Raw genomic sequence first — 26,211 nt, 5'->3', positions numbered from 1 at the left:
GAGGAGGACCGGGATGAGCGACTACACACGCGACAGCGTGCAGCGGCACTGCCAGTCCCTGCAGGAGGCCCTGTCCCGGTTCCGCCGGCAGAACGTGGAACAGGTCGCCGCCTGGGGCGCCCACCTGGCGGCGGTGCTGCCGTTCGGCGGCCGTCTCCTCGCGGCGGGCAACGGCGGAAGCGCCGCCCAGGCCCAGCATCTGACGGCCGAACTCGTCGGCCGCTACCAGCAGGAGCGTCCGGCGTACTCGGCCATCGCCCTGCACGCGGAGACGTCCAGCGTGACCGCCATCGGCAACGACTACGGGTACCAGGAGGTCTTCGCCCGCCAGGTCGCCGCGCACGGCCGCCCCGGTGATGTGCTGGTGCTGCTGTCCACCTCGGGCCGCAGCCCCAATCTGCTCGCCGCCGCCCGGACCGGACGGGCCGCCGGCCTGCGCGTGTGGGCCCTGACAGGGCCCCGGCCCAACCCGTTGGCGAACGCCGCCGACGAGGCGCTGTGCGTGGACGCCGACGGTGCGGCCACCATCCAGGAGACCCACCTGGTCGCCGTCCATCTGCTGTGCGCGTGCTTCGACGACGCCCTCACCTCTCCCGGGGCCGACCCGTTCACCCCCGCCGCCGTGCGCCGGAGGACGTCATGACCGCCCGGGCACCGCTGGTGGTCGTGGGCGACGCCCTGCTCGACCAGGACATCGAGGGGGTCTGCGCGCGACTGGCCCCGGACGCCCCCGCGCCGGTCGTCGACGTGGCCCATGACCGGCACCGGCCCGGCGGGGCCGCCCTGGCGGCGGTGCTGGCCGCCCGCGGCGGCAGGCAGGTGCTGCTGGTCACCGCACTCGGCGGCGACCCGGCCAGCGCGACCGTACGCCGTCTGCTGACCTCCCGGGTCAGGGTGGTGGAACTCCCGCTGCACGGGACGCTGCCCGTCAAGACGCGGGTCCTGGCCGACGGGCGCCCCCTGGTCCGGGTCGACCGGGGAAACGGCGCCCCGGGCCGCCCCGGCAGGGCCGTCGCCGAGGCGCTGCGGCAGGCGCACACCGTCCTGGTCGCCGACTACGGCAGGGGCACCGCCACCGCCGTCCGGGAGCACCTGGCGGCGCTGGGACGCCGGGCGACGGTGGTGTGGGACCCCCATCCGCGGGGGCAGACCCCCGTGCCCGGCGCGCGGCTCGTCACGCCGAACGCCGCCGAGGTGCGGGCGTTCGCCGACGGAGCCGCGGCCGACGCCTCCCTGCGTTCCTGCGCCGAAGCCGGCTCCGAACTGGCCGGCCGCTGGCGCGCGGCGGCCGTCGCCGTCACCCTCGGCGAACGCGGCGTCCTGCTCACCAGGCCGGGAGCGGCATCACCGATGCTGGTGCCGGCCCCGTACCGGGCCGCCGGCGACGCCTGCGGCGCCGGCGACTGCTTCGCCGCCGAGACCGCCGGGGCACTGGCGGACGGCTGCCTCCCCGAGGAGGCCGTCCAGCGCGGCGTCGCCGAGGCCGCGGCGTTCGTGGCGGATGGCGGGGCGGGCAACCCGGCCCTGTGGAGCACCGGCCACGCCCAGCCCGCCGTCCGGGCCGAGGCGCGGACCGACCCCTTCGCGCTCGCCGAGCAGGTCCGCGCGCGCGGCGGCACCGTGGTCGCCACGGGGGGCTGCTTCGACCTGCTGCACGCGGGCCATGTCGGGTTGCTGGAGAGCGCCCGCCGGATCGGGGACTGCCTGATCGTCTGCGTCAACTCCGACGCGTCGATCACCAGGCTCAAGGGCCCGGGACGGCCCCTGTCGCCGCTGGCCGACCGGCTGCGCGTCCTGGCCGGACTGGAATGCGTCGACGCCGTCGCCGTCTTCGACGAGGACACCCCCACCTCGCTGCTCGGCCGGCTTCGCCCCGAGGTGTGGGCCAAGGGCGGCGACTACGACGCCGACGCGCTTCCCGAGGCCGCGGCCGTACGGTCCTGGGGCGGTCAGTGCGTGGTCCTGCCCTACCTGAACGGCCGTTCCACCACCCGGCTCGCCCACCGCGCCGCCGCCAGCGTGCGACCCCCCGCGCCATGACGGGCCCCGCACGGCCGCGGGTCCTGGTGCTGCGCGCCCTCGGCCTGGGCGACCTTCTGACCGCCGTCCCGGCCCTGCGCGCGCTGCGCCGGGCCCTGCCCGACCACGAGCTGGTGCTCGCCGCCCCCGCGCGACTGGCGGGCGTCTGCGCCGCGACGGGGGCGGTGGACCGCCTGCTGCCCGCGGCGGCCCCGGGCCGGGCCGTCCCAGACTCCCTCCCCTGGCGCGGCCCACCGCCCCGGCTCGCGGTGGACCTGCACGGCAACGGGCCGCCCAGCCACCTCCTGCTCCAGCGCCTGCGGCCGGAACGGCTGCTCGCCTACGCCCGTCCGGGCAGCCCCGCCCTGGTCGGCCCGGTCTGGCACGAGGACGAACACGAGCGTGCCCGCTGGTGCCGTCTGCTCACCTGGTACGGCCTACCCGCCGACCCCTCCGACCTGGCCCTGCTCCGGCCGCGCGCCGCCTCGCCGGCCCCCGGTGCGGTGGTGGTCCACCCGGGCGCCGACGCACCGGCACGGCGCTGGCCCGCGGAGCAGTTCGCGGCTGTCGCGGACCGCTTGCGGCGCACGGGCCACCGGGTGGTGATCACCGCGGGCGCCGGAGAGGCCGAGCTGGCCCGGCGGGTCGCGCACCGAGCGGGCCTCGCCGCGGGAGACGTGCTGGGCGGCACCGCCGACGTGCCCTTCACCCGCCTGGCCGCCCTCGTCGCGCACGCCCGGTGCGTCATCGTGGGCGACACCGGTCTGGCGCACCTGGCCTCGGCGTTCGGCACCCCCTCGGTGGTGCTCTTCGGCCCCGTGTCGCCGCGCTTGTGGGGCCCTCCGCACCGCCCCTGCCACCGTGTGCTCTGGCACGGGGACCGGCACGGCGCGGCCCGGCCGGGCGACGCGCACGGCCTGCGGCCCGACGAACGGTTGCTGCGCATCACGGTGGACGAGGTTTTGCACGCCGCCCGCGACGCGATGCGGGCGCCACGCCCGGTGAGTGCCCCGGACGGCACCACCCGCGTCCGCGTCCACCGGGGACGAGCCGGGTAGGGCCGAGGACCGCGCCCCGTGAGAAGGCGGCCGCCGGTCTTCAGGACCCGGCGGACTCCGCGATGCGCCGCGCCACCGCTACCGGCGGCTGGTCGGTGGTGTCCACCACGGTCCCCGCCGCCCGCAGCCACGGCAGGGCCTTCTCGTACTCCGCCAGGTGGTCCAGCCTCCACCGCCGGGCGCCGGTCTCCACCGTGTCGCCCTCGATCCGCCGGGTGAGCGTGTCCGGGTCCGCGTGCAGCACGACGTGCCGTACGGGCAGGCCCGCCCGCTCCAGTCCGGCCTCGATCTCCCGCCAGTAGGCCTCCACCAGCACGGTTTGCGGCACGACCAGCGTCCCGCCGACATAGCCGTGCACCTGGACCAGCGAGGCGACCGCGAGGGTCCGCCACGGGGGCCACTCCTGGAAGTCCCGCACCGGAACGGCCTTCTCGAGCACGTGCCGAAGCATGTAGCCGACGTGCTCGGTGTCGAAGACCCGCGCACCGGGCACCCACCGGGTGAGCTCGGCCGCCGTCGTCGTCTTGCCTGCGCCGAAGGTTCCGTTCAGCCAGATGATCACCGCGCGACCCTATCCGGTCGCCGGGCGCCAGAGGTGCCGTCAGGGCATTTGGGCCTGGCGCAGGGGATGCCATTCGAAGAGCAGGATGGTCGCGTCGTCGCTCAGGCGCCCGGCCTGCGATCCGAGGATCGCGTGGACGAGGCGCCTCAGCACCTCCGGCGCCGGCTCCCCGGCCGCGGCCGCACGGTTGATGTAGTCGATGAAGCGTTCCTCGCCGAAGGCGCTCCCGGTCAGCCGGGCCTCGGTGACGCCGTCGGTGTAGAGCAGGACGCGGTCGCCCGGCTCCAGGCGCACCTCGTGCACCTGCCGCTGTCCTGCCGCTCCGATACCCGTCCCCAGCGGCAGTCCGGGTTCCCTGTGGAACGCCCCGGGCACCAGGGCGTCGTCCCGCAGCAGATAGGGCGGCGGGTGCCCGCAGTTGACCCAGCGCAGACGCCCGGTGGTCGTCTGCAGGCTGAGGAAGGTCCCGGTGGCGTAGCGCTCGGGGAAGAGCCGCTGGAGGTGCTCTTCGACGGTGTCCAGGATCTCCGGCAGGTCGGCGCCGGCGCGGCGCGCGTTGCGGCAGACCGCCAGCACCACCGAGGAGGTCAGGCCGGCCGCCAGGTCGTGGCCCATGGCGTCTACCACGGCGGTGTGCAGGACGTCGTCGACCACCGAGTGGTCGAAGACGTCGCCGCCGACCTCGTAGGCGGGCTCCACCACGGCGGTGGAGGTGATCAGCTCGGTGCCGATGGTGCGGGGCGGCAGGAACGCCCACACCATCTCCGCCGCCACGCCCATCGGCGCGGCGCGCTGCGTACGGGCCAGCACGTCGCTGTAGGCGCCCTTGGTCGCCAGGGCCATCGCCACCAGGGCGGCCACGGACTGGCAGCGCCGGACGGTCGCGGCGTTCAGCGCGCTCGTCTCGACGCGCAGCACGCCCAGCCGCTCCACTCCGTCGATGATCGGCACGAACAGCACGACGGTGTCATGTTCGCCCGGCTCGATGCGCGGGGACTCGGACCGGTAGGCCCAACCGGCCAGGCTGGCGTCGATGGGCAGCTGCTGCGGAGGCCGGCCGCCTTCGTCGTCCGGCAGCGCCACCAGGACGTTCTGCTGAAGATCAGCCACATAGATGGTGGTCTTCTCCAGCCCGAGGTCCGCGTAGTGCCGCTGCACGACGTGCGGCAGCCGTCCCGGTTCTGCGCGGTGCAACGCGTCCAGCAGCGCGTCCATGGCCGAGTCACTTTCCCTGGCACCCATCCGTCCCGCCGATCCGCGACGACATCCCGTCTCCATCTCACGCCAGACGGGCACCCGGTGCATCCGCTGGACGTCCTGAGGTCACGGTGTACCTGTGCGGCCCTGCGCCTTGCCGGGGACGGGGCGCGGCCGGCCGGGGGCTTCCTCCGACTCCAGGTGCGGCTTTCGGCGTCTCGGCGACCGCGTTCTGCAGCGAGGCGAACGCACACTGCTACGCTCACCCCGGAGCGAAGTGCGGGAACGCGTCAGCGTCGGCCCAGGCCATCTTCCGCCGCGCCATTCCCGACGGCCACGGCCCGGCCGCGCTCCCCCAGGCGGTCCTCGCCCGCGTCCGGCGAGGGCCGCCCCGTGCGGAGATCGAGCCGTGATGCCGCCGGTGGGCTACGCCGCGGTCCTGAGCGCCGCTCGCGAGGCGGCGCCCGCCCGGCTCCACAGCCGCACGAGCACGGGACGGGCCGTACGGCGCTGCCGCACCAGGCAGCCGGCCGCCACGGTGGCGGCGATGAGCGCCCCGCCTCCGACCAGGGCTCCCCGTGCCCCCGCCAGCTGCATGAACAACCCGAGCGCCGGCGGTCCGGCCAGCCCGCTGAGGGTGCGCACGCTCCCCCAGATGCCCAGCACCCGGCCCCGCAGGTGCGGCGGTGGGTCGGTCTGCAGCACCGTGGTGCCGGCCGTGTCGGACACCGCTTCGACCAGGGCCATCGGCAGCACCATCACCAGCAGCAGCGCCAAGGACGGCGACAGCCCGGCCACGATCTGCAGCAGACCGCCCGCCGCGGCGAGCACGCCGACCAGGCGCACCGAGGGCCGGCGCAAGCGCGCGCCGAGCACCGCGCCGCAGATTCCGCCCAGCGCCAGCACCGTGGAGACGGTGCCGAAGGCGCCGGCGCCCGCCGCCAGCGGCCCGGTGACCAGGACGGCGAGTGTCAGCTGGTAGTTGCGGCCGAAGACGGCGCTGAGGGTGGTGACGCCCGCCAGAGCCATCAGCCGAGGGCGGCGCACGAAGAAGGCCAGGCCCTGCCGCACGGTCAGCGCCTCCTGCTCCTGCGCGGCCCGCGCACGAGGCGCCGGGCGGGCGCCGCCCCTGGAGCGGGTGAGCGCGCCGCCGACCGGGCGGAGGAACGGGATGACAGCGGCGACGAAGCAGAACGACAGCCCGTTGGCGGCGTAGGCCGCGGCCGTGCCGAACCCGGCGACGGCCACCCCGGCCAGGGCGGTGCCGGCCAGCCGGCCGGCGTTCGTGATGAGCGAGCCTACTCCGATCGCCGAGGGCACGTCCTCCTTGCGGACCAGGTCGTTGCCCAGCAGCGCGCAGGCGGGCCCGTCGACGGTGGCGATGACGCCGGTCACCGCGGCCAGCGCCATCAGCACGCCCATCGACAGGCCGCCGGTGGCCACGAGGGCCGCCGTGACGAAGGCCACCACGCCGAGCAGCAGCTGGCTGACTCCGGCGGTGAGCTTCCGCGGCCACCGGTCCACCGCGGCGCCGCCGAAAAGGCTCGCCAGGACGCCCGGAGCGGCCTGTACCGAGATCGACAGGCCCGTGGCGGCGGCGGAGCCCGTGAGGTGCAGCACGAGCAGGTTCTGCACGGTCAGCTGCATCCAGGTGCCGGTGTTCGACACGAAGTTGGCGACGGACCACCAGCGCATGCTCCGGTAGCGCAGGGAACGCCACGGGGAACGGGAGTCGCCGGCCGCGGCAGGGGCGGCGCTCGCGGCGCCTTCGGCGCTCTGGGCGCTCACGGCGGCGGACGGGACGGACGAGGAGAGGGACATGGTGATGTGTGATCGGGGACGAGCCCTGCGGCGCACAAGGCGGGCGAGGGCGGAGGGCCGCGACCCCCGCGATGCCGCGGGAGCGGCGCGGCGCCTTCGCCGACGGACGGTTGCCACGGCATCGGGTCCGACCCGGCCATGGCGCCGCCCAGCGTGTCAGAGCGCCCCCTGTGAGCGGGGCCACGCGGCGGCGCGGGCGCCCGGTCCGCGCCGCCGCAGCCCGCGTGCGCCTTGGGCTCCGGGGCATCGCGTGGGCTTGGTCACAGCCCGGCCCCACGCCGCCGGGCACACCGTTGCCCTGCCCGGCATGCCCGGGGCCGTGACGGCGCCCAGAGTGGAGAGCGACAGGGCGGCGCCGCCGCGGCACGTCCCTTCCCGGTCTCCCGGGTCTCCGAGCGAAAGGCGGATCGGCATGAGTGAGGCGGTCCACGTCGACCTGTACGGCCGGCAGGCCCTGGTGACCGGCGCGGCGCGCGGACTGGGCGCGGCCGTCGCCCGCCGCCTCGCGGCCGCCGGGGCGCCCGTACTCGTGGCGGACGTACGCAAGGACCTGGCCCAGGAGGTGTGCGACGGGATCACCCGCGACGGCGGCTCGGCCCGCGTGGTGGAACTGGACATCCGCGACGCCGCGGCCGTCGCGACCGTCTTCCGCGATCTGGACGAGGAGCGGACGCCGGTGGACATCCTGGTCAACAACGCCGCCGTCGACGTGTCGAAGCCGATCGAGCGCCTCAGCGCGCAGGAGGTGACCGGGGTGGTCACCACCAATCTGCTCGGCCCGGTGTACCTGGTCCTGGAGGCCTACCGGCGCATGGTCGCCCGCGGCGGCGGGCACATCGTCAACATCCTGTCGACCGCGGCGACCCGGACCTGGACCGAGGCCGGACCCTACGCCGCTTCCAAGGCGGGCCTGCGCGCCTTCACCCACACCCTGTTCCAGGAGGCGCAGCGCGACTGCCCGGGCATCGGGGTGACAGGTGTCATCGCGGGCGGCATGCACACCCCGTTCATCCTGGAGCGGTTCCCCGACGCCGACGTCTCTCTGCTGCAGAGCCCGGAGATCGTCGCCGACACCGTCCTGTACGCCCTGTCGGTGCCCGTCGGCAGCGCGCTGTCGGAACTGGTCGTCGTGCCGCGCAGGGAGCCCTCGTGGCCGTGACGGCGGACGCGACGGGCCGCGTCGCGGTCGTCACCGGGGCCGACTCCGGCATCGGCCGCGCCACCGCGGTGCGCCTGGCCGCCGACGGCCTGGACGTGGGCATCACCTACCACTGCGACCGCGACGGGGCGGAGGCCACCGCGGAGGAGGTCCGCCGGCACGGCCGGCGGGCCGAGGTCAGCCGGCTCGACCTGACCGACCTCCCCGCGGCCGCCGATGTCCTCGACGGGCTCGTCGACCGTCTCGGACGCGTCGACATCCTGGTGAACAACGCCGGTACGGGCACCATGACGGCGTTCCTCGAACTGGATCTGGCGACGGTGCGGGAGGTGGTCGACGTCGACCTGGTCGGGCCGTTCCTGTGCGGCCAGCGTGCGGCCCGCCGCATGATCGCCCAGGGCGGCGGCGGGCGCATCGTGAACGTCACATCGGTCCACGAGCACCAGCCGCGGGTCGGCGCCGCCCCCTACTGTGCGGCGAAGGGCGGCCTCGGTCTGCTCACCCAGGTGATGGCCCTGGAGCTGGCGGAGTACGGCATCACGGTCAACGCCGTGGCACCCGGGGAGATCGCCACCCCGATGACGGGCCAGGAGGACGCCGATGTCCACGCCGTGCCACGGCCCGGCATCCCCTTGCGCCGTCCCGGTGACGCCCGGGAGGTCGCCGCCGTCATCGCCTTCCTCGCCGGCCGCGACGCCGCTTACGTCACCGGCGCCTCCTGGGCGGTCGACGGCGGCATGCTGCGCATGGGGCCGATGGCTGGTTCCCATCTCGGGGACGACTCCTGGCGACGCCCCTGAGGCACCACGCGACAGCGGTGGGAGGTGGCGGCAGGTCCGTCAGAGCGGGGGGCCTCGCTCACCAGTGGCCTCATCCCGCGCGAACCGGGTCACTTGAGCGGATCGTGGCCCCAGTTCATCAGCGAGGACCGCCACCTGGTGTCGGTGACGTCGCCGCCGGGCCGCTGCTTGATGTGGCGGTGGACGTAGCCCACGACCTTGCGCATGTGCGCCAGGTCGTCGTCGCTGAGATCGCCCTTCCTGGTGCGCAGGAGTGTGACGATGCGCCGGCCCGAGGCATGGCCGACGCTCTCACCACCGCCGTGTCCGTCGCTCTGTCCGACGCTCTGCGACGCCTCGGTGCCGAGCCACTTCTCGAGCTGCGCCGCGGTCATGTTGACGGCCTCCTCGAAGGCGGCCACGGTCTGCCTCCGGTCGTCGCGCCGCTCGGCCTCGGCCATGGCTCAGTCCTCCTTCCGCAGCGCCCCGGGCTTGTGCACCGCGGTGCGCCCTGACCTGTCGCTCTCCACCTCGTACTGCGGCTCCTCGCGCGAGGCGTCGACGGTCCGACCCGCCGCCCGGGTCCGTTTCGTGATCTTCTTCTTGACCCGTCCGGTCACCTTCTGGCCGTGGCTCTTCCACGACACCTGGTCGCCCTTGCCGACATCGCGTTCGGCCATGGCACACCTCCTCGGGACACCCCACCCACCCCTGCCCTCATGCGCCTGCCCCTGCCGTCTCGTCCGATTCCTCACCTCTGCGGGCAGCCGGCCCGCCCGGCGTGCACCGCCTCCTCACACGGACGCGGGCACCCCGAGTGCGGCTCCGCATGGGGGCTGCCAGGCTGTTCACGGCGCCGCAACGCCAGGTCCGACCTCCCCGATCCTTCCTGGGCCGTGCGCCGGCCCCGCCGTACGGCCGGGGCCCGGCTACGGGACGTAGCCGCCTCGCGGGAGCACAGGGGGGCGCCTCGCCGGCGCAGTCGACCACAGCACGGGACTGCCTCGCACATGAGGCCGTCCCGGCAACGAACCCCAGGCCTCACCACGGTGAGGGCGCTGAAGCAGGAGTAGTGCCGTGACCTTCAACCCCCTGGAGCAGCGGGGCATCCCGCTCGACCGTCAGCTGCGCAGCTGGCGGGAGCTGAACGTGGAGCCCATCGACCCGGACGCGGCGGACCCGTACACGCGGTGTCGCATCATCGCGATGAACGGGATCGAGACGGAGGCGATCTTCTTCGGCCACCACCTCGCCCGCAACTGCGACGACGTCCAGGTCAAGCAGCAACTCGCCAGGACGCGGTACATCGAGGCACAGCAGCAGAAGGCCGTGAACTGGCTTCTGCCGGGCGTGTCGTCGGTGCTGGAGACGACGATCGCCTACGAGCAGGTCGCGGTCGACCTGACCGCCTGGGTGGCCCGCATGGAGCCGGACCCGTACCTGAAGCAGGCCTACGAGTTCGGTGTGCTGGAGGACTTCGACCACCTGTACCGGTACGCGAACCTGTACGAGATGATCGAGCACCGCAAGGCCGAGTCGATCGTCGACGGCCTGACCGAGGTCATGCCCGGACGGCCCACACCGCTGCACCACCGCAACCCGGTCGACAATGTCCGCGAGCCGTACGACCGCACCAGCGTCAATCCGCTGTCCAAGCTCCACGCCCTGACGATCATGGCGGCGGAGCAGCAGACGATGAACTTCTACATGAACACCGGCCCCACCTACATGGAGCCGATCGCCCGCCAGCTGTACCAGGAGATCGGCCTCATCGAGGAAGAGCACGTCACGCACTACGAGTCCCTCGTGGACCCGGGTGAGACGTGGTGGGAGCAGCTGGTCAACCACGAGTACAACGAGTGCTACCTCTACTACTCCTTCATGGAGCAGGAGAGCGATCCCAAGGTGAAGGCCATCTGGGAGCTGCACCTGAACATGGAGCTGGAGCACCTGCGGGTGGCCTGCGACCTGATGCGCCGCCACGACGGCCGGGAGCCCGAGGAGGTTCTGGCGCCCGCGCTGCCGAACGTGCTGACCTTCGAGCCGAACAAGGCGTACCTACGCGAGCTGCTGGAGACCCAGATGGACCTGACGACCCTGGGCACCGGCTATGTGCGCGAGGCGCACGAGCGGTTCGAGCAGATGCAGGAACGCCTCCACGAGGGCGAGGCGCCGCCCAGCGACCGGGTGATGGCCCAGCACCAGGAGATGTTCGGCCGGGACTACCGGGAGGAGACGGAAGGCCCGCACCCCGTGGACCCGCAGCGGTAGCGGGCGCGACCGATTCTGCGAGAGGAGATCCCGTGACGCAGCAGGCTCAGCCCGGCGACCCGGTGGCCGGCGACGACGTGGTGGCGCTGCTGACGCGCCAGCACGGCGACATCCACGATCTGTTCGACGAAGTACGCACCTGTGACGGCGAGGCCCGGCGGGACGCCTTCCAGCGGCTTGTGCGGCTGCTGGCCGTGCACGAGACCGCGGAGGAGGAGGTCGTCCACCCCGCGGCGCGCACGGCCTTCGACGGCGGTGAGCAGGTGGTCGACGACCGGCTGGAGGAGGAGCGGGCCGCGAAGGAGGCCCTCTCCACCCTCGACGAGATGGACACCGACGACCCGGAGTTCATGCCCGCGCTGCTCGCGCTGCGGGACGACGTGCTCAGGCACGCCAGGGCCGAGGAGCGGTACGAGTTCGCGCAGCTGCGGCACAGGACCAGCCCGCAGCGGCTGGCGATGATGGCGAAGGCCGTGAAGGCCGCCGAGAAGATGGCGCCCACCCGCCCCCACCCGGGGGTGGAGACCGCCGCGAAGAACATCGCCGTGGGACCGGTCGCGGCCCTGATGGACCGCACCCGCGACGCCATCCGCCAGGCCATGGACCGCGAGGAGTGACCTGGGGCAGCCGCCCGCCCGCCGCACGGTATGGCGGGCGGGCCGTTGCCCGTGCCGGCGGGTGCCACGGCCTCAGCGGCGGACGATGTCCTCCGCCCGCGGACCCTTGCGCCCGTGGACGATCCGGAAGGTCACCTGATCCCCGCCGCGCAGCTCGCGGTGGCCGGAACCGGAGATGCCGGAGAAGTGGGCGGACACGTCAGGCCCTCGTCCTGTGCGATGAAGCCGTAGCCCTTGGCGGCGTTGAACCACTTCACCACGCCCGTGGGCATCGTCTGTTCCCTTCCCCCGCAACGACGCGCCCTGGTCCGGCCGCCCGGCGGTTCGGAAGGCGGCGGCGCACTCGGCGAGGTCGAGTGCACCGCCCTGCGGGCCACCACCGGACTGGATCGCGGTCAACGCATACCAGATCGGCGAAGCACGACGGCCGAAGCGCCGGACGAACCGAGTGCGGGTCGCCCTTACGGCCCTGCAGGACGGAGGGGAAGGCCCGCTTCCGGTCATTTCATCCGTGTTCGCACCACGCCCACCAAAGAGGCAATCCGCTCCGGTGGCAGGCGACCGCAATACGAAGGACCTGTGCAAAGGCGCCCGAACACCGTGACGCACGGCGAAGGCGGCGGGCATCGCGATCCAGGTGAAAGGGCGGCACCAGATATGGCACTGCAGGTGGAACCGACACAGGGGGCGGAACGGGAGCGGCGCAAGCCGGGTGCCGTCGTCGTCGACTGGCTCACCACGACGGACCACAAGAAGATCGGGTCGCTCTATCTGGCGAGCGCCTTCGGCTTCTTCACGTTCGGCGGTGTGCTGGCGCTGGTGATGCGCGCCGAACTGGCGCGCCCAGGCATCCAGATCCTGTCGAACGAGCAGTACAACCAGGCGTTCACCATGCACGGCACGATGATGCTGCTGATGTTCGCCACCCCGCTGTTCGCCGGGTTCGCCAACGCCATCATGCCGCTCCAGATCGGCTCCCCCGACGTGGCCTTCCCCCGGCTGAACATGCTGTCGTACTGGCTGTTCCTGTTCGGCTCACTGATCGCCGTGGCCGGCTTCCTCACCACCGAGGGCGCGGCGGACTTCGGCTGGACCGCCTACACCCCGCTATCGGGCGGCGAACGCACTCCCTATGTCGGCGGCAACATGTGGATCCTGGGCCTGGCGATGTCCGGGTTCGGCACGATCCTCGGCGCGGTCAACTTCGTCACCACGATCATCTGCATGCGCGCCCCGGGCATGACGATGTTCCGGATGCCGATCTTCACCTGGAACATCCTGCTGACCTCGGTGCTGGTGCTGTTCGCGTTCCCGGTGCTGGCCGCCGCCCTGCTCGCCCTGTTCGCGGACCGCAAGTTCGGCGCGCACGTCTACGACCCGGGCAACGGCGGGCCGCTGCTGTGGCAGCACCTGTTCTGGTTCTTCGGACACCCGGAGGTGTACATCATCGCGCTGCCGTTCTTCGGCATCGTCACGGAGGTCATCCCGGTCTTCTCCCGCAAGCCCGTCTTCGGCTACGTCAGCCTTATCGGAGCGACGATCTCCATCGCCGGGCTGTCGGCCACGGTGTGGGCGCACCATATGTTCGCCACGGGTGCGGTCCTGTTGCCGTTTTTCGCGTTCATGACCTATCTGATCGCCGTGCCGACAGGGGTGAAGTTCTTCAACTGGATCGGCACCATGTGGAAGGGGTCACTGAGCTTCGAGACACCCATGCTGTGGTCGATCGGCTTCCTCGTCACCTTCCTCTTCGGCGGCCTGACCGGGGTGATCCTCGCCTCGCCGCCGCTGGACTTCCACGTCACCGACTCGTACTTCGTCGTCGCCCACTTCCACTACGTCGTCTTCGGCACCGTGGTCTTCGCGATGTTCGCCGGCTTCCACTTCTGGTGGCCCAAGTTCACCGGGAAGATGCTCGACGAACGGCTCGGCAAGATCCACTTCTGGACGCTCTTCATCGGCTTCCACGGCACCTTCCTCGTCCAGCACTGGCTCGGGGCCGAGGGCATGCCCCGCCGCTACGCCGACTACCTGGCCGCCGACGGCTTCACGTTCCTGAACACCGTCTCCAGCATCGGCGCCTTCCTCCTCGGCATGTCCACCCTGCCGTTCCTGTACAACGTGTGGAAGTCCGCCCGCTACGGCAAGCCGGTCGAGGTCGACGACCCCTGGGGCTACGGCCGCTCCCTGGAGTGGGCCACCTCCTGCCCGCCGCCGCGGCACAACTTCCTCACCCTGCCCAAGATCCGCTCCGAGTCCCCCGCCTTCGACCTCCACCACCCCGACGTCGCCGCCATGGACCAGGAACTCAACGCCGGCCGCCGCGACGTCGTCGAGCCCGGCAAGGGAGTCGCGAAGCCGCTCGACGAGGGGCAGGCATGATGCGCCCGGCCAAGAAGGCAGGCGATCCGGCCGCCGCGGACGGCATCGCTCGCTGCGAGGACTTCCTGTCCTGGCACGCGGAGGCAGGCGACGCCCGGATCGCCGCGGGGGCCTTCGCCGACCGCATGCCGTGGCTGACCACCGGCCAGCGGGAGGAGGTGCTCCGGCTCTACGTCGCCGACCGCCTCGATCTGACCGGCGTGATACTGCGACGTCTCTCGCGGCGCGAGGGGGCTCTGCGGGACGCGTACGAGGAGCGCTACCGCAGCCTGCGGCAGCGACTGCTGTGCACGGTCGTCACCGTCGCCCTGCTGGCAGCGGCCGTCTGCGTCCCCGTGCCGCTCCTGGTGCTCCTGACCGGGGACTGAGCCCGGACCGGGGATGGTCCGGCGCCGTTCAGGCCGCGTCGGACCACCCCCGGGACAGGCCCAGGCGCAGGGTCAGGGCGTCGCGGTGCAGGACGGCCACGGGTTCGAGCAGGTCGGGATGCCGGAGCAGCGCCGCGGCCCTCAGGTCGGTGTCGTCGGGCGAGAGCAGGCGGCGGAAGTCGAACGCGAGCCCTGCCATGTGCTCCCGGTGCGCCACGAGGGCCACCGCCTCCTGCGCCAGGTCGGGTCGGCCGAGCAGGCACGCCGCCCAACTCGCCACCACCTCGTCGACCCAGGACCGCCAGGCCGACTCCTCCTCGCCGGCCCATTCGACTGCGCCCACCAACCGGTCCAGGCGCCCCGAGCCTCCTGGACCGGCCATGGTGACGAGCGCGGCCTCCGTCGTCGTGGGGTACCGCAGCCACGCCGCGACGGTGACTGCCTGCCGGGCCTGGGCCTCGGCCAGGGCGGCTCCGAGGACACCGCCGGCGTGGGGGTAGGAACGCAGGAGCCACTGCGTCGTGGCGGTCGTGACGGGGGTGAGGTCGGCACCCATTGACTGCTCCTTCGGCGTGGCGGGCACGCCGACTGAAAGCATCAGGGCGCCCTTCGCTGAAGGAAATCTACAACCTCACCCAAACAGGTGAAAATGGCGCGTGTCACATTGCTACAGGTCACATCGCCTTAAGTCACCACATGGGGCGTCTCGCCGGACGGAAGCCGGACCGCACCCTCGCGGCGCCGCACAGCGGCGGCGCCTTCGAGTGCCTACGAGGACAGGGCGACGATCATGGCGATCACGCCCGCGACGAAGACGGCGACCACGCAGAGGATCAGCACCAGGGGGGTGAAACCCCACGCGTTGTGCAGTTCCGGGCGCTCAGGCAGGGAGATCCCTTCTGTCGTGCTGCTCTCCGCCGGAGGCGTCTCCGTGGGCGGCACCTTGTGTTCGGCGTGTTCGGTGCCGCCATAAGGGGCGGAACGGTTGCCGGTGGGCGGCGTACTCATGGCGCACCTCCCTGAGGACGGTCCCCCCATCTTCTGTGCGGCTGCCCCGCGGGACGGGACGGAAACGGGCGCGACCGGGGTCGGCCGAGGTCGTCCGCCATGTGCTCAGCCCAGAACGTCGGCGGCCACGCGCAGGTCCGCGACCAGCCCCGCGTACATCTCCTCGCGGTTGTCGCCGGCGCGCAGCACGGCGGAGGGGTGGACCGTGGCGACGATATGAGCGCCGTCGATCGGTACGCCAGGGGTGAGAAGTCTCCCGCGCTGCCTTGTGACCCGGAATTCGGGCCCCATCAAAGCCTTCGCCGCGGTCGCGCCGAGGGCCACGACGACCCGCGGGGCTATCCGCTCCAGTTCCGCGTCCAGCCACGGCTTGCAGGCGCTCACCTCGCGCAGCGAGGGCTGCTTGTGGATCCGCCGCTTGCCGCCCTCGGGGACGGTGAACTTGAAGTGCTTGACGGCGTTGGTCACATAGGCGTCGCCCGGGTCGATCCCAGCCTCCTCCATCGCCTTGTGCAGGATTCTTCCGGCCGGGCCGACGAAGGGGCGGCCCTGCCGGTCCTCGTGGTCCCCCGGCTGCTCGCCCACCAGGACGACACTCGCTGAGGGCTCGCCCTGCCCGAAGACGGTCCGGGTGGCATCCGCGTACAGCGGGCAGCCGTGGCAGCGGGCGGCCGCGCTGCTGAGTGCCGCGAGGTCGGCGTCTTCGGGGACGTAGGGCGAGGCGTCGTAGTCCGCCATGCCGTGCGCCTACCCCGCGGCCCGGCGCGAAAGCCACGGGCACGCGCTCGTGTGCCGTCTGCGGCGGGTTTCGCGGCGGGCTCTGCGCCGGGCTCAGCTCTGGGCGAGCCGGACCTCGACCTGTCCGTCGGCCGATATCCGGCAGTCGAACCGCGGCTGCGGCGCGGTCGCCGGTCCCTGCACATTGGCGCCGTCCGAGAGCCGGAACTGGCTGCCGTGCCAGGGGCACTCGATGCAGCCTTCCAGCACCTTTCCCTCGTGCAGGGGGCCGTCCATGTGGTTGCAGCGGCCGGCCAGTGCGTGGAAGCGCCCGTCGTACTCCCGGACCACGACCACCGCCGCCTCATCGGCCATGCGCTGCACGGGCTCGCCGACCGGGAAGTCCTCCGGCACCCCGACGCGGTGCCAGCCCGGCTCGACCAGCACGGGCACCGCCTCCGCATGGTTCACGCCCGCGCCCTGCCGGTAGGCGAGGTGGCCGCCCAGCACACCACCCGCGGTGGCGAGGGCCATGCCGCCGAAACCGAGGGCCCGGCCGAGCACGGGCCGGCCCCTGTAGCGGTGGACGAGGGAAGCGGTGTACGTCGCGACGGCGGCGACGTTGGCGGCCGCGTGCACCAGGCCCACGCGGGCCTGGCGGGGGCGCTGCTCCGCCCAGTCCACCCAGCCGGCCAGCGCCGCGGGCCCGGCCGCGGCCAGACCCACCGCCACCAGGCGGCGGGCGGCGCGGCTCTCGCCGGGCAGCAGGTCGAGTATCCCGGCACAGGTCCAGGCGCCGATCGGCACCTGGACCAGCACAGGATGCAGGGGGTGGCCGAGCCACAGGCCGCGCAATGCGTCGCGCCCCTTGCCCAGGGGCAGCGCGCGCACCGCCCGGCGGACGCCCGTGGCGGCCGTGTCGAGCCACTCCTGGCCTTCCAGGGCGTCGATCGCGGCGGGCAGCGGACCGTTCGGGGAGTCCCGCTTTTCGCTCGTATGCCTCATAAGCCTCATAAGGAGCGGCTTACCGTCACACCCCGGGGCAAACCCGGCACTGTCGCTGCCGCCGTCTCGGACGGCCGCTCCCCCTGCCACGCACGCCGCCCTCGGCCGTCCTCGGCGTGCGTGCGGACCCTCACTCGGGGTCGGGTGTGCGCAGCGCGAGGAAGGCGACGTCGTCGTCGTTGTCCTGAGGACGGACCCGGTCGAGCAGCGCGTCGCTGAACGCGTCCAGGGGACGCCGGGCCAGGCCGGCGGCGTGCCTGCGGAGCAGCTCGAGGCCGTCATCGATGGGGTGCCGCGTGGACTCGACCAGTCCGTCGGTATAGAGCACCAGCGTGGACCGCGGGGGCAGGGTGACGACGGCGTCCTCGCGCGGCCTTCCCGCGCCGGTGCCGAGCAGGATGCCGTGGCCCTCGGTGAGGAAGCGGCTCCGGCCGTCGCAGTCCACCAGCAGAGGCGGCGGGTGGCCGGCGTTGGTCCACCTCAGTCGCCACAGGCCGTCCTCCGCGCTGGTGAGCCGCGCGAGCAGCATGGTCGCCATCGGCACCTGGGCGATGTGCATGAGGGCCTGGTCGAGCCGGCTGACCACATCGCAGGGCGACTCCGGCTGTGTCCAGGCAAAGGCCCGCAACATGTTGCGGACCTGGGCCATGCCACCGGCCGCGTCGAGGTCGTGTCCGACGACGTCGCCTATGGCGAGAGCGGTCGCGCCGTCGGCGAGCGGGAAGGCGTCGTACCAGTCACCGCCGACCTGCGATGCCTGGGGGGCCGCCACGTACCGGGCCGTCAGCGACAGACCGGGGATGGTGGGCATCTGGGGCAGCAGATGCCTCTGCATCGTCTCGGACACCTTGCGCTGCCGCTGGTAGAGGCGCGCGTTGTCCAGCGCCAGGCCCGCCCGCCGGGTGATGTCCTCCAGGAGAGGCAGGTCGGCCGCCGTGAAGGGGTCCGGGCGCGCGGAACGGCCGAGGGTGAGCGCTCCGAGCACGTCCCGCGGGCCGCGGATCGGGGCGATGGCCGCGGAGTGCATACCGGTCGCCTCGAAGAGCCGGTGCTGCTCGACGGCGATACCGGAGTCCGGTGGCCCCTGGTACGTGGAGGGGCACGCGACGCTGGAGGCCGCGCCGCGCAGCGCACGGGACAGCGGCATCGGGGACTCCTGGGGCAGGGGGGGCATCGGCCCCTGGAGGTCGCCGCGCTGCACCAGGACCCCGTCCTTGTGCTGCACGACCAGTGCCCGCCGCACCTCGTCGTTCTCGGTGAGCAGGTCGACGACGGCCCAGTCCGCCAGCAGGGGCACGGTCAGCACGGCCAGCCGGTGCAACGCCTCCTCCACGTCGAGGGTCGAGGTGAGCCGGGTGGTGGTATCCGCCAGCAGGGCGAGGCGGTCGAGTTCGGTCAGGGTGCCGGGGCGCGCCTCCCCTTCCTCCCGCTCCGGAGCGTCCTGCCGCTGGTGGAGCAGCACCAGGGCTCCGGGCCGTCCCGGACCGAGGACATAGGGCGTCATGAACCAGGACAGTCCGATGAGGCTGCCGTCGGCGCGGGCGAACCACCCCACGTCGCTCTGATTCGTCCGCCCCGTGACGAGGGCGTCCCGCAACTCGCAGCGAGAGTGCGGCACAGCACCGCCGTGCATGTCGCGGTGCAGCAGGTCGTGGGCGTTTCGGCCGAGGAGTTCCGCGCCCGACCGACCCAGGAGCCGCTCGACGGCGCTGTTGACCGCGACGATCACTCCGTCGCCGTCCACCACATAGGCGGGGGCCAGCACAGCGTCCAGCAGGCCGCCCTGCGCGGCCCCGGGTCCGGCCGGGACGGGCGGTCCGGTGTCCGGTACAACGGCGTCCATGCTCTCCAGTCCTCGGGGCGGAACCTCGGTCTCTTGGCTTACCCAGGCACCAGCATCCCATGCGGCGCGCCGGCCCCTGGCCGCCGTGTGGCACGTCTCGAGTCCGGCGGAGCCGCGGCGGCGCGACGGTCCGAGCGTGGCGGTCACCCGTCTCCGGCGTCCACGTGGACGTCGCACCCGGTCCCGCGCCCCGCCCAGGGTGCCCTGCCGGGCCGGGACCGGACCACGGGACGGGACGAACCGCGTTTGCCCACCCGCCATGGGGTACAAGCGCTCCATGTGGCTTTTGTGCCCACCGGGGGTCTATTGCCCCCAGGACGACACGCTTCTGCTGGAAGACGCGCTGAAGCGGGAGACCCTCGCGGCGGATGCCGCCGTCCTCGACCTGGGGACGGGCACCGGCGCGCTGGCCCTGACCGCCATCGAGCACGGCGCGGCCCAGGTGACCGCGGTCGACGCCTCCTTCGGCGCGGTGCTCACCGCATGGCTCAACGCCCGGCTCAACGGGCGGCGTGTGAAGGTGCTGCGCGGCGATCTCACGGCCCCCGTCACGGATCGCCACTTCGACCTGATCATGGCCAATCCGCCCTATGTGCCGTCTCCGCGCGCCCGCCCGCCCACCCGGGGACGCGCCCTGGCGTGGGACGCGGGTGCGGACGGCCGGGTGCTGCTGGACCGGATCTGCTCCGACGCGCCACCGCTGCTCACACCGGGCGGCGTCCTGCTGATGGTCCACTCGGGCCTGTGCGGGGTGGAGCGCACCCTGGGCCGGCTGCGACACGCCGGACTGCGGGCGGTGGTCACCGAGCGCCGGTACATCCCGTTCGGGCCGGTGCTGCGCGCCCGGGCGCGGTGGTTGGAGGCGCGCGGGCTTATAGCCCCGGGCGAGGAGAAGGAAGAGCTGGTGGTGGTCCGTGCCGAACGCGAGCGATGAGCCGTACCCGACGAGGGTGACGCTCACCAGGGACGGCCCGATCCTGATCGAGGGCCCCGTCGAGGTCGTCCTGGACGACGGACGGGTCGTGCGTTCCGACCGTTTCGTCGTGGCCCTCTGCGCCTGCCGGCGCAGCCGCACGTACCCCTGGTGCGACACCAGCCACCGTCGGCGCACCGCCGCGTCCAAGCGGCGTGAGGGCGGGACCGGTGAGCGGCAGCCATCGTCCACACGGAACCGGCAGTCGGCCGGCTGACCCCGGGGCAGCCCGCGCCGGTCACCGCGCGGGCGCTGAGGGATGGTCGGCCGCCGCCGCCCCCGTGCCCGGTAGTCTCAGCGCGAGCAGACCGCGGGAGCACAGCTCCCGTACGACGAGACACAGCACGTCGCCCTCGTCCACTCCGCGCTCCCACGGCGATCGCGGGTCGGGCTGGGCGTCCACGGGCGACGTCTCCCGTGGACGCGGGACTCGGGCCGTCTCGTCACGGAGATCCTCAGCGCACTCCCGCGATATCGGCACCGTGGCCACCGCCTTGATGGGACATACGGGTGACGGGCCCCGGCCGCGCCCCTTGGCGCGCCGCCCGGGCGACGCGGACGTCATGGCACCATCAGGACCTTGACGGCGCCGTCCGCCTTCTTCTGGAACATGTCGTAGGCCTGCGGGGCCTCCTCCAGCGGGACGTGGTGCGTGGCGAAGCCGTCCACGCCCAGAGGGTCCTCGTCGGTGAGCAGGGGGAGGATCTCGTCGGTCCACCTGCGGACGTTCGCCTGCCCCATACGCAGCTGGATCTGCTTGTCGAAGAGCGTGAGCATCGGCAGCGGGTCGGTCATGCCGCCGTAGACGCCGCTGACCGAGATCGTGCCGCCGCGCCGGACCAGCTCGATGGCCAGGTGCAGCGCCCCGAGGCGGTCGACGCCGACGCTCTGCATCAGCTTGGCCGCCCACGGACGCGGGAGCAGCCCGGCGGACTGCTGGACGGCCTTGCCCAGGGGGCTGCCGTGAGCCTCGGTGCCCACGGCGTCGATGACGGCGTCCGGGCCGCGGCCGTCGGTGGCGTCCCGGACGGCCTTGACGAGCTCTTCCTGGTCCTCGTACTCGTCGAGGCTGAAGACCTGCGCCCCGTCGTGGCGCGCCCGGGTCAGCCGTTCCGGTACGAAGTCGATGCCGATGACCTTGCCCGCGCCCAGGTGGCGGGCGACGCGGCAGCACATGTCCCCGATCGGCCCCAGGCCCAGGACGGCCACACTGCCGCCCTCGGGGAAGTCCGCGTACTTCACCGCCTGCCAGGCGGTGGGAAGGACGTCGGAGAGGTAGACGAAGCGGTCGTCGGCCGGTCCGTCCGGCACCTTGATCGGCCCGAACTGGGCCTGCGGAACACGCAGGTACTCGGCCTGGGCGCCGGGGACGCGTCCGTACAGCTTGGTGTAGCCGAAGAGCCGCGCGCCGCACCCGTACTCGGTGACCTGGGTGGTCTCGCACTGCGTGGGCAGCCCTTGACGGCACATGTAGCAGGTGCCGCAGGCGATCTGGAACGGCACCACGACGCGGTCGCCCGGCCGGAGGCCGTCCACCTCCGCGCCGGTTTCCTCGACCACGCCCATGGGTTCGTGCCCGAGGATGTCGCCGGGCGTCATGAACGGCGCGAGGACCTCGTAGAGGTGCAGGTCCGAACCGCACAGGCCGGTCGACGTGATGCGCACCAGCGCGTCGGTCGGCTCCTCGATCCGGGGGTCGGGCACGGTCTCGACGCGTACGTCGCGCTTGCCGTGCCACACGGTGGCCCGCATGTCGATCACTTCCTTGCGCTCGTCTTTTCACGGCAGGACCATCGGGTACCCATGGGGCCGCCGGTGAACCGCGCGCCCGCCGAATGGGGCGGGCGATCAAGCCGCCGCAGGCGTTAGAGACCGGGCGCGCGGGGCACGCGTGAAGGGGGCGCCGAAGCGGAGTGTCGCGGGCCCGCCTTGCGGCGCCCGGCACGGCGAGCAGGCAGGCGTACGGACGCGGGCCGTCTGTCCCCGGCCGGAACGCCCGCCGGCGGCGCCGGCAGAGAGCCGAAGCCGACAGAAAGGCGGATCCCCATGTCCGGCAAAGTGTCCGACCATGTTCTGCGGCGGCTGCGGGAATGGGGGGTCGAGCATGTCTTCGCGTATCCGGGCGACGGAATCAACGGACTGCTCGCCGCCTGGGGACGGGCCGAGGACAGGCCCCGGTTCGTGCAGGCCCGCCACGAGGAGATGGCCGCCTTCGAGGCGGTCGGCTACGCCAAGTTCTCCGGCCGGGTCGGCGTCTGCGCGGCCACCTCCGGCCCCGGCGCCATCCACCTGCTCAACGGGCTGTACGACGCAAAACTCGACCACGTGCCGGTGGTGGCGATCGTCGGGCAGACCGACCGCAGTGCCATGGGCGGCTCCTACCAGCAGGAAGTGGACCTGCTGAGCCTGTTCAAGGACGTCGCCTCGGAGTACGTCGAGATGGTGACCGTCCCCGAGCAGCTGCCCAACGTCATCGACCGTGCCCTGCGGGTGGCGGCCGCGCGCCGCACCGTCACCGCCGTGATCATCCCGGCCGACGTCCAGGAACTCGACTACTCCCCGCCCGAGCACGCGTTCAAGATGGTGCCCTCCAGCCTCGGCATGTCCTCCTCCGCCCCTGTGCCCGACGACGCCGACCTCGACCGGGCGGCCGAGGTCCTCAACGCGGGCGAGAAGGTGGCGATACTGATCGGCCAGGGCGCGCGCGGCGCGCGGCCGGAGGTGGAGCGGCTGGCCGACACGCTCGCCGCCGGAGTGGCGAAGGCACTGCTCGGCAAGGACGTCCTCTCCGACGAACTGCCCTATGCCACGGGGGCGATCGGGCTGCTCGGCACACGGCCCAGCTACGAGCTGATGCGGGACTGCGACACCCTGCTGGTCCTCGGCTCCAGCTTCCCCTACACGCAGTTCCTGCCGGAGTTCGGCACGGCCCGCGCGGTGCAGATCGACGTCGACCCGTTCATGGTGGGGCTGCGCTACCCGTTCGAGGTGAATCTGGTCGGCGACGCCAAGGCGACGCTGACGCGGCTGCTGCCGCGGCTGGAGCGCAAGAAGCACGGCAGTTGGCGGAAGAAGATCGAGAAGGACACGGCCCGCTGGTGGGAGGTCATGGAACGGCGGGCCGGCGTGGCGGCGGAGCCCGTCAACCCCGAGTTCGTGGTGCACGCTCTGGACGCCCTCCTGCCCGAGGACGTCATCCTGGCCGCCGACTCCGGTTCCGCGGCCAACTGGTACGCCCGGCACCTGCGGATGCGCGGCGGCATGCGCGGTTCGCTGTCCGGCACGCTCGCCACCATGGGGCCCGGAGTGCCGTACGTGATCGGCGCGAAGTTCGCCCATCCCGACCGGCCGGCGATCGCCCTGGTCGGCGACGGCGCGATGCAGATGAACGGGATGGCCGAACTCATCACCGCCGCCAAGTACTACCGCGACTGGACTGATCCGCGACTGGTCGTCGCCGTCCTCAACAACGGCGACCTCAACCAGGTGACCTGGGAAATGCGCGCCCTGTCCGGCGCTCCGCAGTTCCTGCCCTCACAGGACCTGCCCGACGTCCCTTACGCGGACTTCGCCCGCTCCATCGGCCTGGACGGCCTGCGCGTGGAGAAACCCGACGAGGTCGAGGACTCGTGGCGGCGGGCGCTGGCCGCGGACCGGCCCTTCGTCCTGGACTTCCGCACCGACCCCGCGGTCCCGCCGATCCCGCCGCACGCCACGCTCGACCAGATCGAGGCGGCGAGCGCCTCCATGCTCAAGGGGGACTCCGACCGCGCCGCCATGATCCGGCAGGGCTTCAAGGCGAAGGTCCAGGAGATGCTTCCCGGGCGGGGACGCCACGGGCACGGCGAGGAGTGAGTCCGACCGGCGCCGACCTCCGGCACACCGAGGCATCGGTGTGCCGGCGGTGACCGGCGTCAGCGGTGGGAGCGCTTACGCGCTGGAGGCCGCCGCCCCGCGCCCACCTGCACGCCGCCGCGGTCAGGCGGGGTTGCGGCGGGTCCACCACACGGCCAGGGCGACGAGCACGGCGCCCAGCGCCACACACACGCCCGTCGTCGTCCACTGCAGCGGCCACAGGTGCGACGCGGGGTGGTACTCCGCCCAGCCGCCGGAGATGCCGCGGGAAGCCAGGCACTGCTTGATGTTGTCGTAGGCGTAGCAGTCGAAGGGCAGTGCCACGCGGTGCCCGTCCGTGGACAGCGAGCCCGACGCGATCACCCAGGCGCCGTCGGGCACCGGCGCCTCGGCGACGTGCTGCACGTTCACCGTACGAACGGGCACCAGGTGCGGCCGGACCGCCTCGAGGAGGGCGAACAGCCCGGCGCCGAAGGCGAGCGTGGCGCCCATGGCCAGGACGGTGCGGCGCAGGACGAGCCCGAGGGTCGCCCCCAGGAGGTACAGCAGGACGCTCAGGCCCACCACGACGGGCCCCACACCGTAGAACGGGTACCACCAGAACCAGGAGAACGCCGCGCCCATCCCCTCGGCGACCGGGTGCCACCACCAGGTCATGGCGGCGGCGACGACACCGCTGACGACGACCGTCATGGCGAGCGGCACGCCCAGCTTCGCCGCGAACCAGCGCATGCGGGTCACCGACTGGGTGACGACCGTGCGGTACGTTCCCGACTCCATCTCCTGCGCGAACTGCGGAGCGCCGAGGAAGAGGCCGAAGAGGAACGGGAGCAGCAGCATCGCCTGGAGCGGCCGCCGTATCGGACGCTGGTACTGCTTCCCGAAGGTGTTGATGCGGCGGGAGCACTCCTGGGTGAGCTGGTCGCCGCCCTCGCACGCCTGAAGGTGCTGGACCGCCGCGGCCACGTGGTGGTGCTGGACGAGGGCGTACACCGCGACGGCGGCCGCGAAGGCCAGTCCTGTCCAGAAGGCGATGCGGTTCTGCCGCCAGGCCAGCCAGATCAGTCCGCGCAGTCGCGGACCGCGGCGGACGGCGGTGCGGGGACGGACGGTCGCGGTGCTCATGCGGACACCTCGATGTCGTCGGTGATCTGTGCGCTGGGGGTGAGGAGGGCGGGCGCGTCGGGCGTCCGGAGGTAGCCGAGGACGAGTTCCTCGAGGGTGGGGGGTCGGTGCTCCGAACCGGCCGGGGAGGGGTGAGGGGCCCGGACGAGCGCGCTGAGGCTGCCGCCGTCGGCGTTCGAGGTCGCGATGACCTGGTGGCCCTCCAGGTCCAGCTTCTCCCCGGGCCGCGCGGTGAGCTGCCGGTGCTCGGCGAGGAGGAGGTCCACCTCGCCGGCCAGCCGCACGGTTCCGTTGTTGACGAGCACGAGGTAGTCGCAGGCGTTCTCGAGCTCGGAGACCAGGTGCGAGGACATGACGACGGTCGAGCCGTTGCGCCGGGCCTCCGCCTGCAGGATGTCGGTCATCTGGTGGCGCACCAAGGGGTCGAGGTCGGCCATCGGCTCGTCCAGCAGCATCAGCCGGGGGCGCTTGCCCAGGGCGAGGGCGAAGGCGACGCGAGTGGCCTGCCCGCCGGAGAGGGTGCCGATCCGGGCGTCCATGGGGACCTGGCCGGCGTCGATGACGGACTCGGCGGTCTCGTGGTGCCAGGTGGGGTTGAGCTCACCGCCCATGCGCAGGACCTCGCTGACGCGGAAGCGCGGGTAGAGAGCCTTCTGCTGGCTGAGGAAGGCGGTGCTCTGGCGGGCCTCGACGCTGCCGGGCCGGTGTCCGGACAGGGTGATCGTGCCGGTGGTCGGCGTGATCAGGTCGGCGGCCAGGGACAGCAGGGTGGTCTTGCCCGCGCCGTTGGGGCCGACGAGACCGCACACACGGCCGGCCGGCAGGCGGAAGGAGGTGTCGCGCAGCGCCCATCCGCGGCGGTAGCGCCTGCCCAGCCCGACGGTCTCGATGGCGGGGACGTTGGGGGATGTGGTCATGACGTGGTGGTCCGGGTGCTCTTCCTGTGCGAGTCCGTCGTTCAGTGGTGGTGGGCGGCCGGATCGGCCGCGCCAGGGCGGCGGCGTGCGAACAGGGCGCACAGCCCGGCGCCCGCGACGACGAGCACCAGGTGGGGCAGTCCGGGGACGCTCACGGCGGCGCCCCACACGGCCACGTGGGCGAGGAACCGCTCGGCGAGCGGCACACCGCCCAGCAGGAGGAGCGCGACACCGGCGAGGCCGACGAGCAGCAGCGCGGGGCGCTGGGTGAGGGAGGGGGGTGAGAGGGGTTCTGTACGCGTGTGGCTCATGTCCCCGACGGTATGGGGCGGGCTGGGGCCCGTACTTCGGCAGAAAGTCTGTGTTCCACGGGTGACCGGAGGCACGGCAGGAGACGGCACCTATACCTTCGTCTATGGCGCGCGGCGCAGCCCGTGTCCCGCAGCGGTCGCCACCCGGCGGGTGCCCGGCACGCCTCCGGCGCACCCTGGAGGTGCGGCCCCGCTCCTGCTTGCCGGATCCGCCCTCGGGGCGG

At 72.8% G+C, this 26,211-nt stretch carries 27 protein-coding genes and 1 pseudogene; 12 read left to right on the top strand and 16 right to left on the bottom strand.

Annotated features, from left to right (window positions below; genetic code table 11):
- Positions 1-13 precede the first annotated feature (13 nt).
- Genes AC3ET4_RS06520 through AC3ET4_RS06510 form a run of 3 tightly spaced genes read left to right on the top strand, consistent with a single transcriptional unit; the run spans position 14 to position 3,077 of the window.
- A complete protein-coding gene (locus AC3ET4_RS06520) occupies positions 14-643 on the top strand; it encodes a D-sedoheptulose-7-phosphate isomerase (protein ID WP_431946860.1) in 630 nt (209 codons plus the stop codon).
- Complete coding sequence (gene rfaE2 / locus AC3ET4_RS06515; protein ID WP_431946858.1) at positions 640-2,040, top strand: D-glycero-beta-D-manno-heptose 1-phosphate adenylyltransferase; 1,401 nt, start codon at positions 640-642, stop codon at positions 2,038-2,040. Before AC3ET4_RS06520 ends, rfaE2 begins: the two co-directional genes overlap by 4 nt.
- On the top strand, positions 2,037-3,077 hold the full coding sequence (locus AC3ET4_RS06510; RefSeq protein ID WP_431946856.1) for a glycosyltransferase family 9 protein: 1,041 nt from the start codon (positions 2,037-2,039) through the stop codon (positions 3,075-3,077). The genes rfaE2 and AC3ET4_RS06510 overlap by 4 nt, the downstream gene beginning before the upstream one ends.
- A gap of 40 nt (positions 3,078-3,117) precedes the next feature.
- Here the strand turns inward: AC3ET4_RS06510 and AC3ET4_RS06505 are convergent, their stop codons facing one another.
- The 3 genes from AC3ET4_RS06505 to AC3ET4_RS06495 all read right to left on the bottom strand — a co-directional run bounded on the left by AC3ET4_RS06505 (position 3,118) and on the right by AC3ET4_RS06495 (position 6,531).
- On the bottom strand, positions 3,118-3,639 hold the full coding sequence (locus AC3ET4_RS06505) for an AAA family ATPase (RefSeq protein WP_431946854.1): 522 nt from the start codon (positions 3,637-3,639) through the stop codon (positions 3,118-3,120).
- 39 nt (positions 3,640-3,678) lie between these two features.
- On the bottom strand, positions 3,679-4,881 hold the full coding sequence (locus AC3ET4_RS06500; protein ID WP_431946852.1) for a PP2C family protein-serine/threonine phosphatase: 1,203 nt from the start codon (positions 4,879-4,881) through the stop codon (positions 3,679-3,681).
- Positions 4,882-5,262: 381 nt separating this feature from the next.
- Entirely contained in the window at positions 5,263-6,531 is a 1,269-nt protein-coding gene (locus AC3ET4_RS06495) for an MFS transporter (protein ID WP_431946880.1), read from the bottom strand.
- Positions 6,532-7,069: 538 nt separating this feature from the next.
- On the opposite strand from AC3ET4_RS06495, the gene AC3ET4_RS06490 reads away from it, so the two are divergent.
- Both AC3ET4_RS06490 and AC3ET4_RS06485 read left to right on the top strand, forming a co-directional pair.
- Complete coding sequence (locus AC3ET4_RS06490) at positions 7,070-7,816, top strand: SDR family oxidoreductase (RefSeq protein ID WP_431946850.1); 747 nt, start codon at positions 7,070-7,072, stop codon at positions 7,814-7,816.
- Complete coding sequence (locus AC3ET4_RS06485; RefSeq protein WP_431946848.1) at positions 7,807-8,616, top strand: SDR family oxidoreductase; 810 nt, start codon at positions 7,807-7,809, stop codon at positions 8,614-8,616. The genes AC3ET4_RS06490 and AC3ET4_RS06485 overlap by 10 nt, the downstream gene beginning before the upstream one ends.
- 89 nt (positions 8,617-8,705) lie before the next feature.
- Here the strand turns inward: AC3ET4_RS06485 and AC3ET4_RS06480 are convergent, their stop codons facing one another.
- On the bottom strand, positions 8,706-9,056 hold the full coding sequence (locus AC3ET4_RS06480) for a DUF3140 domain-containing protein (protein WP_431946846.1): 351 nt from the start codon (positions 9,054-9,056) through the stop codon (positions 8,706-8,708).
- A 3-nt stretch (positions 9,057-9,059) separates the two neighbouring features.
- Complete coding sequence (locus tag AC3ET4_RS06475) at positions 9,060-9,275, bottom strand: hypervirulence associated TUDOR domain-containing protein (protein ID WP_431946845.1); 216 nt, start codon at positions 9,273-9,275, stop codon at positions 9,060-9,062.
- Positions 9,276-9,672: 397 nt separating this feature from the next.
- Here AC3ET4_RS06475 and AC3ET4_RS06470 point away from each other — a divergent pair, with 397 nt between their 5' ends.
- Both AC3ET4_RS06470 and AC3ET4_RS06465 read left to right on the top strand, forming a co-directional pair.
- A complete protein-coding gene (locus AC3ET4_RS06470) occupies positions 9,673-10,866 on the top strand; it encodes a hypothetical protein (protein ID WP_431946843.1) in 1,194 nt (397 codons plus the stop codon).
- A 32-nt stretch (positions 10,867-10,898) separates the two neighbouring features.
- Positions 10,899-11,483, top strand: a complete 585-nt coding sequence (locus AC3ET4_RS06465) for a hemerythrin domain-containing protein (protein WP_431946841.1) — start codon at positions 10,899-10,901, stop codon at positions 11,481-11,483.
- Positions 11,484-11,555: 72 nt separating this feature from the next.
- Here AC3ET4_RS06465 and AC3ET4_RS06460 read toward each other — a convergent pair.
- Positions 11,556-11,755: pseudogene (locus tag AC3ET4_RS06460) on the bottom strand (cold-shock protein).
- 385 nt (positions 11,756-12,140) lie between these two features.
- On the opposite strand from AC3ET4_RS06460, the gene ctaD reads away from it, so the two are divergent.
- A complete protein-coding gene (ctaD, locus tag AC3ET4_RS06455) occupies positions 12,141-13,865 on the top strand; it encodes an aa3-type cytochrome oxidase subunit I (protein WP_431946839.1) in 1,725 nt (574 codons plus the stop codon).
- On the top strand, positions 13,862-14,233 hold the full coding sequence (locus AC3ET4_RS06450) for a hypothetical protein (protein WP_431946837.1): 372 nt from the start codon (positions 13,862-13,864) through the stop codon (positions 14,231-14,233). Before ctaD ends, AC3ET4_RS06450 begins: the two co-directional genes overlap by 4 nt.
- Before the next feature lie 28 nt (positions 14,234-14,261).
- On the opposite strand, the gene AC3ET4_RS06445 is transcribed toward AC3ET4_RS06450, so the two are convergent.
- From AC3ET4_RS06445 to AC3ET4_RS06425, 5 genes are all read right to left on the bottom strand, one after another.
- Positions 14,262-14,789 (bottom strand): hypothetical protein, encoded by a 528-nt coding sequence (locus AC3ET4_RS06445; RefSeq protein ID WP_431946836.1) that lies wholly within the window; start codon positions 14,787-14,789, stop codon positions 14,262-14,264.
- A gap of 212 nt (positions 14,790-15,001) precedes the next feature.
- Positions 15,002-15,241: a DUF6480 family protein gene (locus tag AC3ET4_RS06440; protein WP_431946834.1), complete on the bottom strand. Its 240-nt coding sequence runs from the start codon at positions 15,239-15,241 to the stop codon at positions 15,002-15,004.
- Positions 15,242-15,346: 105 nt separating this feature from the next.
- Positions 15,347-15,979, bottom strand: a complete 633-nt coding sequence (locus AC3ET4_RS06435) for a UdgX family uracil-DNA binding protein (protein WP_431946832.1) — start codon at positions 15,977-15,979, stop codon at positions 15,347-15,349.
- Between the two features lie 93 nt (positions 15,980-16,072).
- A complete protein-coding gene (locus tag AC3ET4_RS06430; RefSeq protein ID WP_431946830.1) occupies positions 16,073-16,963 on the bottom strand; it encodes a Rieske (2Fe-2S) protein in 891 nt (296 codons plus the stop codon).
- A 130-nt stretch (positions 16,964-17,093) separates the two neighbouring features.
- Positions 17,094-18,806, bottom strand: coding sequence for a PP2C family protein-serine/threonine phosphatase (locus AC3ET4_RS06425; RefSeq protein ID WP_431946828.1), 1,713 nt, complete (start codon positions 18,804-18,806; stop codon positions 17,094-17,096).
- Between the two features lie 277 nt (positions 18,807-19,083).
- Between AC3ET4_RS06425 and AC3ET4_RS06420 the strand changes: the two genes are divergently transcribed.
- On the top strand, positions 19,084-19,740 hold the full coding sequence (locus tag AC3ET4_RS06420) for a HemK2/MTQ2 family protein methyltransferase (protein ID WP_431946826.1): 657 nt from the start codon (positions 19,084-19,086) through the stop codon (positions 19,738-19,740).
- Positions 19,741-19,756: 16 nt separating this feature from the next.
- Positions 19,757-19,996 (top strand): CDGSH iron-sulfur domain-containing protein, encoded by a 240-nt coding sequence (locus tag AC3ET4_RS06415; protein WP_431946824.1) that lies wholly within the window; start codon positions 19,757-19,759, stop codon positions 19,994-19,996.
- Between the two features lie 21 nt (positions 19,997-20,017).
- On the opposite strand, the gene AC3ET4_RS06410 is transcribed toward AC3ET4_RS06415, so the two are convergent.
- Positions 20,018-20,182 (bottom strand): hypothetical protein, encoded by a 165-nt coding sequence (locus AC3ET4_RS06410; RefSeq protein ID WP_431946822.1) that lies wholly within the window; start codon positions 20,180-20,182, stop codon positions 20,018-20,020.
- A gap of 158 nt (positions 20,183-20,340) precedes the next feature.
- On the bottom strand, positions 20,341-21,531 hold the full coding sequence (locus AC3ET4_RS06405) for a zinc-dependent alcohol dehydrogenase (protein WP_431946820.1): 1,191 nt from the start codon (positions 21,529-21,531) through the stop codon (positions 20,341-20,343).
- 294 nt (positions 21,532-21,825) lie between these two features.
- On the opposite strand from AC3ET4_RS06405, the gene AC3ET4_RS06400 reads away from it, so the two are divergent.
- A complete protein-coding gene (locus AC3ET4_RS06400) occupies positions 21,826-23,634 on the top strand; it encodes a thiamine pyrophosphate-requiring protein (protein WP_431946818.1) in 1,809 nt (602 codons plus the stop codon).
- Positions 23,635-23,757: 123 nt separating this feature from the next.
- Here AC3ET4_RS06400 and AC3ET4_RS06395 read toward each other — a convergent pair whose 3' ends face one another.
- The 3 genes from AC3ET4_RS06395 to AC3ET4_RS06385 are packed head-to-tail and all read right to left on the bottom strand — an operon-like array spanning position 23,758 to position 25,987.
- Positions 23,758-24,759: an ABC transporter permease gene (locus tag AC3ET4_RS06395; protein ID WP_431946816.1), complete on the bottom strand. Its 1,002-nt coding sequence runs from the start codon at positions 24,757-24,759 to the stop codon at positions 23,758-23,760.
- A complete protein-coding gene (locus AC3ET4_RS06390) occupies positions 24,756-25,676 on the bottom strand; it encodes an ABC transporter ATP-binding protein (RefSeq protein ID WP_431946814.1) in 921 nt (306 codons plus the stop codon). The genes AC3ET4_RS06395 and AC3ET4_RS06390 overlap by 4 nt, the downstream gene beginning before the upstream one ends.
- A gap of 41 nt (positions 25,677-25,717) precedes the next feature.
- Complete coding sequence (locus AC3ET4_RS06385) at positions 25,718-25,987, bottom strand: hypothetical protein (protein ID WP_431946812.1); 270 nt, start codon at positions 25,985-25,987, stop codon at positions 25,718-25,720.
- Positions 25,988-26,211 lie beyond the last annotated feature (224 nt).

The organism is Actinacidiphila sp. bgisy167 (assembly GCF_057707665.1).
This window is presented reverse-complemented; position numbering and strand designations above follow the sequence as displayed.

Excerpts from the sequence above, each read along its gene's own strand:
- AC3ET4_RS06450 (WP_431946837.1), top strand. The coding sequence starts at position 13,862 with ATGATGCGCCCGGCCAAGAAGGCAGGCGATCCGGCCGCCGCGGACGGC.
- AC3ET4_RS06425 (WP_431946828.1), bottom strand. The coding sequence starts at position 18,806 with ATGGACGCCGTTGTACCGGACACCGGACCGCCCGTCCCGGCCGGACCC.
- AC3ET4_RS06390 (WP_431946814.1), bottom strand. The coding sequence starts at position 25,676 with ATGACCACATCCCCCAACGTCCCCGCCATCGAGACCGTCGGGCTGGGC.
- AC3ET4_RS06500 (WP_431946852.1), bottom strand. The coding sequence starts at position 4,881 with ATGGGTGCCAGGGAAAGTGACTCGGCCATGGACGCGCTGCTGGACGCG.
- AC3ET4_RS06420 (WP_431946826.1), top strand. The coding sequence starts at position 19,084 with ATGTGGCTTTTGTGCCCACCGGGGGTCTATTGCCCCCAGGACGACACG.
- AC3ET4_RS06395 (WP_431946816.1), bottom strand. The coding sequence starts at position 24,759 with ATGAGCACCGCGACCGTCCGTCCCCGCACCGCCGTCCGCCGCGGTCCG.
- ctaD (WP_431946839.1), top strand. The coding sequence starts at position 12,141 with ATGGCACTGCAGGTGGAACCGACACAGGGGGCGGAACGGGAGCGGCGC.
- AC3ET4_RS06480 (WP_431946846.1), bottom strand. The coding sequence starts at position 9,056 with ATGGCCGAGGCCGAGCGGCGCGACGACCGGAGGCAGACCGTGGCCGCC.
- AC3ET4_RS06445 (WP_431946836.1), bottom strand. The coding sequence starts at position 14,789 with ATGGGTGCCGACCTCACCCCCGTCACGACCGCCACGACGCAGTGGCTC.
- AC3ET4_RS06520 (WP_431946860.1), top strand. The coding sequence starts at position 14 with ATGAGCGACTACACACGCGACAGCGTGCAGCGGCACTGCCAGTCCCTG.
- AC3ET4_RS06440 (WP_431946834.1), bottom strand. The coding sequence starts at position 15,241 with ATGAGTACGCCGCCCACCGGCAACCGTTCCGCCCCTTATGGCGGCACC.
- AC3ET4_RS06490 (WP_431946850.1), top strand. The coding sequence starts at position 7,070 with ATGAGTGAGGCGGTCCACGTCGACCTGTACGGCCGGCAGGCCCTGGTG.
- AC3ET4_RS06400 (WP_431946818.1), top strand. The coding sequence starts at position 21,826 with ATGTCCGGCAAAGTGTCCGACCATGTTCTGCGGCGGCTGCGGGAATGG.
- AC3ET4_RS06475 (WP_431946845.1), bottom strand. The coding sequence starts at position 9,275 with ATGGCCGAACGCGATGTCGGCAAGGGCGACCAGGTGTCGTGGAAGAGC.
- AC3ET4_RS06510 (WP_431946856.1), top strand. The coding sequence starts at position 2,037 with ATGACGGGCCCCGCACGGCCGCGGGTCCTGGTGCTGCGCGCCCTCGGC.
- rfaE2 (WP_431946858.1), top strand. The coding sequence starts at position 640 with ATGACCGCCCGGGCACCGCTGGTGGTCGTGGGCGACGCCCTGCTCGAC.
- AC3ET4_RS06435 (WP_431946832.1), bottom strand. The coding sequence starts at position 15,979 with ATGGCGGACTACGACGCCTCGCCCTACGTCCCCGAAGACGCCGACCTC.
- AC3ET4_RS06405 (WP_431946820.1), bottom strand. The coding sequence starts at position 21,531 with ATGCGGGCCACCGTGTGGCACGGCAAGCGCGACGTACGCGTCGAGACC.
- AC3ET4_RS06385 (WP_431946812.1), bottom strand. The coding sequence starts at position 25,987 with ATGAGCCACACGCGTACAGAACCCCTCTCACCCCCCTCCCTCACCCAG.
- AC3ET4_RS06495 (WP_431946880.1), bottom strand. The coding sequence starts at position 6,531 with ATGCGCTGGTGGTCCGTCGCCAACTTCGTGTCGAACACCGGCACCTGG.
- AC3ET4_RS06430 (WP_431946830.1), bottom strand. The coding sequence starts at position 16,963 with ATGAGGCATACGAGCGAAAAGCGGGACTCCCCGAACGGTCCGCTGCCC.